The sequence below is a fragment of the Streptomyces sp. N35 genome (assembly GCF_016464295.1).
Classification (GTDB): domain Bacteria; phylum Actinomycetota; class Actinomycetes; order Streptomycetales; family Streptomycetaceae; genus Streptomyces.
This window is the reverse complement of sequence record NZ_JAEIMH010000012.1, coordinates 112,247-122,507: the sequence shown is the minus strand read 5'-3', so window position 1 is coordinate 122,507 and position 10,261 is coordinate 112,247. Positions and strand designations below refer to the sequence as shown.

The 10,261-nt window shown below is 70.1% G+C and carries 10 protein-coding genes; 4 read left to right on the top strand and 6 right to left on the bottom strand.

Going from position 1 to position 10,261, the window contains the following annotated elements:
• Positions 1–46: 46 nt before the first annotated feature.
• The 4 genes from JAO81_RS09820 to JAO81_RS09805 form a co-directional block, all read right to left on the bottom strand.
• Entirely contained in the window at positions 47–1,171 is a 1,125-nt protein-coding gene (locus JAO81_RS09820) for a GuaB3 family IMP dehydrogenase-related protein (protein WP_199547396.1), read from the bottom strand.
• Between the two features lie 137 nt (positions 1,172–1,308).
• A complete protein-coding gene (guaB, locus tag JAO81_RS09815; RefSeq protein WP_199547395.1) occupies positions 1,309–2,811 on the bottom strand; it encodes an IMP dehydrogenase in 1,503 nt (500 codons plus the stop codon).
• A gap of 150 nt (positions 2,812–2,961) precedes the next feature.
• Complete coding sequence (locus tag JAO81_RS09810; RefSeq protein WP_307813260.1) at positions 2,962–3,537, bottom strand: sigma-70 family RNA polymerase sigma factor; 576 nt, start codon at positions 3,535–3,537, stop codon at positions 2,962–2,964.
• Between the two features lie 327 nt (positions 3,538–3,864).
• Positions 3,865–4,476: a response regulator transcription factor gene (locus JAO81_RS09805; protein ID WP_003948568.1), complete on the bottom strand. Its 612-nt coding sequence runs from the start codon at positions 4,474–4,476 to the stop codon at positions 3,865–3,867.
• A gap of 452 nt (positions 4,477–4,928) precedes the next feature.
• Here JAO81_RS09805 and JAO81_RS09800 point away from each other — a divergent pair, with 452 nt between their 5' ends.
• Complete coding sequence (locus tag JAO81_RS09800; protein ID WP_199547394.1) at positions 4,929–5,246, top strand: WhiB family transcriptional regulator; 318 nt, start codon at positions 4,929–4,931, stop codon at positions 5,244–5,246.
• Positions 5,247–5,321: 75 nt separating this feature from the next.
• Here JAO81_RS09800 and JAO81_RS09795 read toward each other — a convergent pair whose 3' ends face one another.
• Positions 5,322–6,242, bottom strand: a complete 921-nt coding sequence (locus tag JAO81_RS09795) for a LysR family transcriptional regulator (RefSeq protein ID WP_199547393.1) — start codon at positions 6,240–6,242, stop codon at positions 5,322–5,324.
• 79 nt (positions 6,243–6,321) lie between these two features.
• On the opposite strand from JAO81_RS09795, the gene JAO81_RS09790 reads away from it, so the two are divergent.
• The 3 genes from JAO81_RS09790 (at position 6,322) to JAO81_RS09780 (ending at position 9,446) form a co-directional block, all read left to right on the top strand.
• Positions 6,322–6,990 carry an MOSC domain-containing protein gene (locus JAO81_RS09790; protein WP_199547392.1) on the top strand — a complete coding sequence of 223 codons (669 nt, stop codon included), beginning with the start codon at positions 6,322–6,324 and terminating at the stop codon, positions 6,988–6,990.
• 110 nt (positions 6,991–7,100) lie between these two features.
• Positions 7,101–8,648 (top strand): multicopper oxidase family protein, encoded by a 1,548-nt coding sequence (locus JAO81_RS09785; protein WP_199547391.1) that lies wholly within the window; start codon positions 7,101–7,103, stop codon positions 8,646–8,648.
• A gap of 9 nt (positions 8,649–8,657) precedes the next feature.
• A complete protein-coding gene (locus tag JAO81_RS09780; protein ID WP_199547390.1) occupies positions 8,658–9,446 on the top strand; it encodes an SDR family oxidoreductase in 789 nt (262 codons plus the stop codon).
• Positions 9,447–9,612: 166 nt separating this feature from the next.
• Here JAO81_RS09780 and JAO81_RS09775 read toward each other — a convergent pair whose 3' ends face one another.
• Positions 9,613–10,116: a DUF1990 domain-containing protein gene (locus tag JAO81_RS09775; RefSeq protein WP_199547389.1), complete on the bottom strand. Its 504-nt coding sequence runs from the start codon at positions 10,114–10,116 to the stop codon at positions 9,613–9,615.
• Positions 10,117–10,261: the final 145 nt, after the last annotated feature.

Here is a 10,261-nt window from a genome sequence, read left to right as displayed (position 1 = left end):
CGCACCGACCGGTGCGGGCCCTCTTCGCGTACGTACGAGACGAACCTCAGCGCTGATGCTGCGCGTTCGCCACCGTGACCTCGACCCGCTGGAACTCCTTGAGCTCGCTGTAGCCGGTCGTCGCCATCGAGCGGCGCAGGGCGCCGAAGAAGTTCATCGAGCCGTCGGGGGTGTGCGAGGGACCCGTGAGGATCTCCTCGGTGGTGCCCACCGTGCCCAGGTCGACCTTCTTGCCGCGCGGCACGTCCTCGTGGACCGCCTCCATGCCCCAGTGGTGACCCTTGCCGGGCGCGTCCGTGGCACGGGCCAGCGGGGAGCCGATCATCACGGAGTCGGCACCGCACGCGATGGCCTTCGGCAGGTCACCGGACCAGCCCACGCCGCCATCGGCGATGACATGCACATAGCGGCCGCCGGACTCGTCCATGTAGTCGCGGCGGGCCGCGGCCACATCGGCGACGGCGGTGGCCATCGGGACCTGGATGCCCAGGACGTTACGGGTGGTGTGGGCCGCGCCGCCGCCGAAGCCGACGAGCACGCCCGCCGCGCCCGTACGCATCAGGTGCAGGGCCGCGGTGTACGTGGCGCAGCCGCCGACGATCACCGGGACGTCCAGCTCGTAGATGAACTGCTTCAGGTTCAGCGGCTCGGCGGCACCGGAGACGTGCTCGGCCGAGACCGTCGTACCGCGGATGACGAAGAGGTCGACGCCGGCGTCCACGACGGCCTTGGAGAACTGCGCGGTGCGCTGCGGCGAGAGCGCGGCGGCGGTGACGACACCGGAGTCGCGCACCTCCTTGATGCGCTGCCCGATCAGCTCTTCCTTGATCGGCGCGGCGTAGATCTCCTGGAGGCGGCGCGTCGCGGCCTCCACCTGAAGCTCCGCGATCTCGTCGAGCAGCGGCTGCGGGTCCTCGTAACGGGTCCACAGGCCCTCGAGGTTGAGCACCCCGAGGCCGCCCATCTCACCGATGCGGATCGCGGTGGCCGGCGAGACCACCGAGTCCATGGGAGCGGCCAGGAACGGCAGCTCGAAGCGGTAGGCGTCGATCTGCCAGGCGATCGAGACCTCCTTCGGGTCCCGCGTACGACGGCTCGGGACGATGGCGATGTCGTCGAACGCGTACGCGCGGCGGCCGCGCTTGCCGCGCCCGATCTCGATCTCAGTCACTTTGGGAGGTGCCTTTCCCTCTGGGTCCTACTGGGTCCTTCTCGGCCTGCCCGTCCAGTATCCCTGACACAGGGAGCAGGGGCGGCCCCGGGAATCCGGGACCGCCCCTGACCTGGAGGTCTGTACGGAACAGACGTCTACTTACGGCTGTAGTTCGGCGCCTCGACCGTCATCTGGATGTCGTGCGGGTGGCTCTCCTTGAGACCCGCGGACGTGATCCGTACGAAGCGGCCCTTGGTCTCCATCTCCTCGATGGTGGCCGCGCCCACGTACCCCATCGTCTGGCGCAGACCGCCGACGAGCTGGTGCAGGACGTTGGCCAGCGGGCCGCGGTAGGGCACCTGGCCCTCGATGCCCTCGGGCACGAGCTTGTCGTCGGAGGCGATGTCGGCCTGGAAGTAACGGTCCTTCGAGTACGAGCGGCCCTGGCCGCGCGACTGCATGGCACCGAGCGAACCCATGCCGCGGTACGACTTGAACTGCTTGCCGTTGATGAACAGCAGCTCGCCCGGGGACTCCTCACAGCCCGCGAGCAGCGAGCCGAGCATGACCGTGGAGGCACCGGCGGCGAGCGCCTTGCCGATGTCGCCCGAGTACTGCAGACCGCCGTCGCCGATGACCGGGACACCGGCCGCCTGGGCCGCGAGCGCCGCCTCGTAGATGGCGGTGACCTGCGGGACACCGATACCGGCGACCACGCGGGTGGTGCAGATGGAGCCGGGCCCGACACCGACCTTGACGCCGTCGACACCAGCGTCGATCAGCGCCTGGGCGCCGTCGCGGGTGGCGACGTTGCCGCCGATCACGTCCACGTGCACCGCAGACTTGATCTTCGACATCCAGCTCAGGGCGTTGCTGTTGTGGCCGTGCGAGGTGTCGACGACCAGGAAGTCCACGCCCGCGGCGGCCAGCGCCTGGGCACGCTCCAGCGCCTCGGGGCTGGCACCGACGGCGGCACCGACGAGGAGGCGGCCCTCGGCGTCCTTGGCCGCGTTCGGATACTGCTCGGCCTTCACGAAGTCCTTGACCGTGATGAGGCCCTTGAGCACACCGGCGTCGTCGACGAGCGGCAGCTTCTCGATCTTGTGGCGGCGAAGGAGCTCCATGGCGTCCACGCCGGAGATGCCGACCTTGCCGGTCACGAGGGGCATCGGCGTCATGACCTCGCGCACCTGACGGCCGCGGTCGGTCTCGAAGGCCATGTCGCGGTTGGTGACGATGCCGAGCAGCTTGCCGTTCCCGTCGGTCACCGGGACACCGGAGATACGGAACTTGGCGCACAGCGCGTCCGCCTCGGCGAGCGTGGCGTCGGGGTTCACGGTGATGGGGTCCGTCACCATGCCGGACTCGGACCGCTTCACGAGGTCGACCTGGTTGACCTGGTCCTCGACGGACAGGTTGCGGTGCAGCACACCGACACCGCCCTGCCGCGCCATGGCGATGGCCATCCGCGACTCGGTGACCTTGTCCATCGCGGCGGAGAGCAGCGGGATGTTCACGCGTACGTTCCGCGAGATGCGGGACGAGGTGTCGACCGCGTTCGGAAGGACCTCCGACGCGCCCGGCAACAGCAGCACGTCGTCGTAGGTCAGCCCGAGTGTCGCGAATTTCTCGGGCACTCCGTCGACGTTTGCAGTCATGACACCTTCCCCAAATGGCCTTGATCGGTGCGGATGTCCATGCTAACGGCCAGCGGGGGTGTCTCATTCCACGATCAAGATCATCGACTTTCTTTGTACGTTCGCACGTACGCGATCTCCGTCGTGTGCTACCGGCGAAAAGCCCGGCCGTTACTGCTCGGCCAGCGCCCTGAGCCGGCTCAGGGCCCGGTGCTGCGCGACGCGCACGGCACCCGGAGACATCCCCAGCATCTGCCCGGTCTCCTCCGCGGTGAGACCGACGGCGATCCGCAGCAGCAACAGCTCGCGCTGGGTCTGCGGAAGATTGGCGAGCAGCTTCTTGGCCCACTCGGCGTCACTGCTCAGGAGCGCGCGCTCCTCGGGGCCGAGTGAATCGTCGGGCCGCTCGGGCATCTCGTCGCTGGGCACGGCGGTCGATCCGGGGTGCCGCATCGCGGCCCGCTGCAGATCGGCGACCTTGTGCCCGGCGATGGCGAAGACGAAGGCCTCGAAGGGGCGGCCGGTGTCCTTGTAGCGCGGCAGTGCGAGCAGCACCGCGACACAGACTTCCTGCGCGAGGTCCTCGACGAAGTGCCGTGCGTCGCCCGGCAGTCGGGACAGCCGTGTACGGCAGTAGCGCAGCGCCAGCGGGTGCACACGGGCGAGCAGATCATGCGTGGCCTGCTGATCGCCTTCGACGGCATGCTGAACGAGGGCACCGACAGTGGTGGTCTCGTCCTCGCGCATCGGTCCATGGTGCCTTGGCGTCGTCCGATCCGTGGCACCGCGTCCATAGTTGTGCACCGAAGCGTTATGAGCAGGTGCGCCGGAACTCATCCCCTGCGCCCTCCCCTCCCGCTCGACCGACTCGTCCCCGAGGAACTCCACACCCTCAAGGATGCGGCATCGCGCGGGAAACAAGGAAAACCGCTCCCGAGCGAGTGGATCCGCTCATCCGCCGGCCCGCCCGCAGCGGCGCGGGCGGGACTCATCGGAGGCTCCCCCGAACTCCCGGACAGCTCCCCCGGCCTGCGGCCGGGGAGGTGTGTCTCCGGAGCGGGGAGGTACCCCGGCTCAGCGAACCAGGCCCCAACGGAAACCGAGCGCCACGGCGTGCGCACGGTCGGAGGCGCCGAGCTTCTTGAACAGCCGACGGGCGTGCGTCTTGACGGTGTCCTCGGAGAGGAACAGCTCACGGCCGATCTCCGCATTGGACCGCCCATGGCTCATGCCCTCGAGCACCTGGATCTCCCGCGCGGTGAGCGTGGGCGCCGCGCCCATCTCGGCCGAGCGAAGGCGGCGCGGGGCCAGCCGCCAGGTCGGGTCGGCGAGCGCCTGCGTGACGGTCGCGCGCAGCTCGGCACGCGAGGCGTCCTTGTGCAGATAGCCGCGGGCACCGGCGGCGACCGCGAGCGCGACGCCGTCCAGGTCCTCGGCGACCGTGAGCATGATGATCCGGGCGCCCGGGTCGGCCGAGAGCAGCCGGCGCACGGTCTCGACGCCGCCGAGACCGGGCATGCGTACGTCCATCAGAATCAGGTCCGAGCGGTCGGCGCCCCAGCGGCGGAGGACTTCCTCGCCGTTGGCCGCCGTCGTCACACGCTCTACACCGGGCACGGTAGCCACCGCACGGCGGAGCGCTTCGCGGGCAAGCGGGGAGTCGTCGCAGACGAGGACGGATGTCATGACTGTCGTCCTCCGCGGCTCCTGCAGCTGATGCGCGTCACCTTGAGCCTCCAGGCTGAATACGAATCGTCACCTGAGCGGTTGACACCCTCGGACACCTGCCCGAGCGCTTCCTATTTCAACCGCCTCCGCACTCTCAACGACGGTCACTCGAAAGAGTTACGGGTCGGTCGGCCGCCTTCGGCACTCTACGTGATGGGCCGTTCACCGGGTTGTGATCGCGGGCATCGGGGTGCCCGCTGGCCACCGAGGATTCACCGAAAGCTATGCCCCATTTAGCGCCTTTTCTTCCCTTTTGGTGGTGTCTGTGACTAGATTCGCAATCAGTCATATTTACATCTACTCAGACAGTAGATGTACGGCATGGGCGTCCGACCAGCCCTCGTCCGGGCACCTGCTACCGCCCGACCGGGCATCGGATCCGCCTTCGAACGGTTGCAAGGGGACAAGCAATGGCAGATTTCTCCCGCCTTCCCGGGCCGAACGCCGACCTATGGGACTGGCAGCTGCTCGCAGCCTGCCGAGGGGTCGACAGTTCGCTCTTCTTCCACCCGGAGGGCGAGCGGGGCGCCGCACGGAGCGCTCGCGAGAACTCGGCCAAAGAGGTCTGCATGCGCTGCCCCGTCCGCGCCGAGTGCGCGGCCCACGCCCTCGCGGTGCGTGAGCCCTACGGCGTATGGGGCGGCCTGACCGAGGACGAGCGCGAAGAACTGATGGGCCGGGCGCGCAACCGGCTCGTACCGGCGACCAGCTCCATGTCCACCCACTGAGGAAACGATTCTTCTGACGACTGAAGGCGCTGCACCCCGTGCGGCCGGGGGCTTGGCGCCCCCCGGCCGGGCCGGCTAGTCGGCCACCCGCGGGGACATGCCGCGGGCGGCCTCCGTGAGGTGGTCGAGGGTGGCCGCGATGGTCGGCACCCGGGCGAGATCCGGCAGCGTGAGCGCGACGATCTCGCGGTGTACGGCCGGCTCCACGGTGACCGTACGGGTGCCCTTCGGGATGACCGACGCGAGGGCGAGGTCCGGCAGCACCGCCACACCCAGGCCCGCGCCGACCAGGCCGACCACCGCCGGGTAGTCGTCGGTCGCGAAGTCGATGCGCGGCGTGAAGCCCGCGTTCTCGCAGACGTCGATCAGCTGGCGGCGACAGCGCGGGCAGCCCGCGATCCACGCCTCGTCGGCGAACTCGGCGATGGGCACCTTGCCGCGGCCGTCCGCGAGCCGGTGCCCCTTGGGCACCAGTCCGACCAGGAGGTCGGCGAGCAGCGGCCGTACGACCAGATCGCTCCAGTCGTCGTCCGTCTGCGCCCCTTCGTACCGGAAGGCGAGCGCGACGTCGCAGTCGCCCTCGCGGAGCATCTCCACCGAGCGCGGCGGTTCGGCCTCGACGAGCGAGACCCGGGTGCCGGGGTGCGCCGCGCGCAGGGCCGCGAGGGCCGAAGGGACCAGCGTCGAGCTGCCGCTCGGGAACGAGACCAGCCGGACCCGGCCCGCACGCAGACCGGCGATCGCGGCGACCTCCTCCTCGGCGGCGGTGAGTCCGGCGAGGATGCCCGCGGCATGCCTGACCAGGGCTTCTCCCGCCTGGGTCAGACGCATCTCACGGCCCGTGCGGATGAGCAGCGGGGTGCCCGTGGACTGTTCGAGCGCCTTCATCTGCTGGCTGACGGCCGGCTGCGTACAGCCGAGTTCGCGGGCCGCGGCGGAGAAGGAGCCGGTGGCGGCGACGGCGCGGAGCACACGGAGATGACGGGCCTCGATCATGACGTAAGCATAAGTGAGGCTTGGAGCAAGAGGCGAAAAGTGGTCGACGGCTTGGGGAACGATCTCTAGCGTGAGCGGCATGAAGCTTCTGAGTCTGAATATCGGCAAGGCCACTCCCGTCCCGTTCACGGATCACCCGAGCGGGACGTCCGGTATCGACAAGCAGCCGGTCGACGGGCCGGTCCGGGTCGCGGCGCCCGGGGCGAAGGGCAAGGGGCCGAGCGGGGTGGCCGGGGACGAGGTCTGCGACCAGCGCGTGCACGGCGGGAACGATCAGGCCGTGTACGCCTTCGCCCGGGAGGATCTGGACCGCTGGGAGGAGGAGTTCGGGCGCCCGCTGCGCAACGGGTCCTTCGGCGAGAACCTCACGACGTCCGGTCTCGACGTGTCCGGCGCGCTGATCGGTGAGCGCTGGAGGATCGGGGCCGAGCTCGTGCTCGAGGTGACGTCCGGACGCATCCCGTGCCAGACGTTCGCCGGACATCTCGGCGAGCAGCACTGGCAGAAGCGCTTCACTCGCGACGGTGCGGCGGGGGCCTATTTCAGGGTGATCGAGCCGGGCGCGATCGCGGCCGGGGATCCGATCGAGATCGTGCACCGGCCGGACCATGACGTGACGGTCGCGCTGCAGTTCCGGGCCTCGACCCTGGACCGGTCGCTGCTCCCGCGGGTGCTCACGGCGGGCGAGGCGCTGCACTACGAGACCTTGGCGAACGCCCGGAAGTACGTGGAGAAGTACGGGGGTTGAGCCCGAGCCCCGTAGGGGGCGGCGAGCCCCGCCTCCGTAGGGGGCGCGCCGGGGTCGCTTCAGGGCCTTTCCCGATGGGATGACGCGTCTGCCGCCGGGACCGTTGGAGCATGACGAAAACCGACGGTGCGCGTGGCAGACGCGGCAGGCTCAAGCGGGTCCTCATCATCCTCTCCGTGGTCGTGGGCGTCCTCGTCGCCGCGGTCGGCGGCGGCTTCGCGTGGCTGTGGACGAGCGCCGAGGTGAGCACCGTCGGGAAGGAGGCGTTCGCCAACCGGCTCGCCGTACCGCCGCTCGCGACGTCGACCGTCGAGAAGGACGGCACCCGCGTCTTCGACCTGCGGATGCAGGCGGGTGAGAAGGAGTTCAAGGACGGGGAACGGACGCCCACTTGGGGCTTCAACGGCGACTACCTCGGGCCCACGCTGCGCGCCGAGCGGGGCGAGAAGGTCAAGGTGCGGATAGCCAACGGTCTGGACGAGGCGTCCACCGTGCACTGGCACGGGATGCATCTGCCGGCGGCGATGGACGGCGGCCCGCACCAGATGGTCGAGCCGGGCGGCAGCTGGGCTCCGCGGTGGACGATCGACCAGCCGGCGTCGACGCTCTGGTACCACCCGCACCCGCACGGGCAGACCGAGAAGCATGTGCAGCGCGGGCTCGCCGGGATGTTCCTGCTCGACGACAAGAAGTCCGCCGCGCTCGATCTGCCCGACGCGTACGGGGTGGACGATGTGCCGGTCATCGTGCAGGACGTGACGTTCGACGGGGCGAAGTTCGACCACGGGCACGGGTTCCTGCGGAACACCGGCTTCCTGGGCGAGGGGACGTTGGTCAACGGCACGCTGAATCCGTACCAGGAAGTCGGCGACGAGCTCGTACGGCTGCGGCTGCTGAACGCCTCGACCGCCCGCGTCTACGACTTCGGCTTCTCCGACGACCGCGAGTTCGCGCTGATCGGCACGGACGGCGGTCTGCTCGAAGAGCCCGTACGCAAGGACCGGCTGCAGCTGTCGCCGGGTGAGCGCGGCGAGATCGTCGTACGGATGAAGCCGGGCGAGAAGACAGTGCTGCGCAGCTTCCCGCAGGACAACTACGGGGATGCCTGGCAGCAGCGGTTCAGCGGGGGCGACGACTCCTTCGACGTGCTGGAGCTGCGGGCGAAGCAGTCGCTGCGGGACTCCCCCGAACTGCCCGTGCGGCTCGGTGAGTTGGAAGTGCCGAACGGCTCCGAGTCCGTGCAGGAGCGCTTCTTCGGGCTGAAGATGTCCGGGATCAACGAACGCCCGATGGACATGGACCGGATCGACGAGGTGGTCACGCGCGGCACCACGGAGACCTGGACCGTGCGCAATGACGACGGGATGCCGCACAACTTCCACGTGCACGATGTGCAGTTCAGGGTCCTGGAGGTCAACGGCAAGCAGCCGCCACCGGAGCTGCGCGGCGCCAAGGACACGGTGTTCGTGCCCGGCCGTACGACGGTGAAGCTGGCGATGCGGTTCGACGGTCCGGCCGATCCGGACACTCCGTACATGTACCACTGCCATCTGCTGTACCACGAGGACGGCGGGATGATGGGGCAGTTCGTGGTCGTGGAGAAGGGCCAGAAAGCCGGGAAGCCCACCGGGTCCGGGGGCGCCCACGATCATCATTAGCCTTGGCCCATGACAACGGCCCTCACCCCGGGGGCGCCCGCCGGTACCGGCGCCGCCTGCGGGCGGCCCCTCGCGGCGGACGGGCACAACCTGGTCCTGGTGGCCCGGGACACCGAACGCCTGCGGGAGCAGGCGACCGAGCTGCACGACCGGCACGGCATCGAGGCCGAGGTGCTGACCGCGGATCTGGCCACCGACGGCGGCATCGAGTCGGTCGTCAAGCGCCTGGCCGACCGCCGCAATCCGGTGGATCTGCTGGTCAACAACGCGGGCTTCGGCAACAAGGGCCGCTACCTCGAGGTCTGCTCCCGCGAGGCCCCCATGGCCGACGAGCTGACCTTGCTCAGGGTGCACTGCGAGGCGGGGCCCCGGCTGACGTCGGCGGCCGCCGCGTCGATGCGCGAGCGCGGCCGCGGCGGCGTGGTGAACGTCGCCTCGGTGGCGGCCTTCGTGCCGCGTGGGACGTACGGCGCGTCGAAGGCGTGGGTCGTGCAGTTCACGCAGGGCGCCGCCAAGGATCTGGCGGGCTCGGGCGTACGGCTCATGGCCCTGTGCCCGGGCTTCGTCCGTACGGAGTTCCACCAGCGGGCCGGCATGGGCACCGACAACATTCCGGGCTGGATGTGGCTCGACGCGGACAAGGTGGTCGCGACGGCACTCGCGGACCTGGCCCGCGGCAAACAGGTCTCGATCCCGGACGCGCGCTACAAGACGCTGCTCGGCGCGGCGAAGCTGGTGCCGCGGAATCTGCTGGGCGGGATCACGTCGAAGACGGGGCGCAAGTACGGGCCGCAGTGACGGAAGTACGGGGCTCGGTGACGTGCGCGCGGCTCGGTGAAGCTCACGAGGCTCGGTGACGTGCGCGCGGCTCGGTGAAGGTCACGAGGCTCGGTGACGTGCGCGCGGCTCGGTGAAGGTCACGGAACTCAACGGAGGTCATCGGCCCCGGTGAAGGCCGTCGGCCTCAACTCCCTTGTACGACCAGCCCTCTGAGGATCCGCCCGCAGCGGCGGGCGTACGCGTGCTGGAGCCATCGCGTGACCGGGCCGGCGAGGCGGGCGTACCAGGCGGCGGCGACGCTGAACGCACGCACGGTGAGACGGACGCGTCCGTCCTCGCCGAGCGTGACGAGGAACGCCTCCTCGCCGCGCTCGGGATGGCCGCGCAAGGTCCCGTACGCCCATCCGCCCGCGCGGTCGTCGTCCCGGGTCCATATGACCCGGCACGGCGCCTTGATCGGCCCGAGGCCCACGGTGACGTCGGCGCCGGGGGCGGCCCGGTCGGTCGCGGCTTCCATGCCGACCCCCACGGCCCGGTGCATCCGCCAGCCCATGACGGCCTCGACCGCGACCGCGAAGTCCCGTTCCCCACGCCCCACTTCGGTGGTCACGTCGAGGTGGTGATACCCGCCGGGCAGCCGCCCGCCGCTCTCGGTGGCGCCCACTTCGGCGTACGTGAACGTGGTCATGCCCGCATTGTCGCCGCCGTGCCCTGGCCGGGGAGCACCGCCCCTCCCCAGGGCCGGACGCGAAGACCGCCCGGGGCCGGACGCGCGAAGGGTCGGGCTCTGCCTCCGCGCCCGGGGCGGGGCCGCCGGCCCGCCCGTCGGGGCG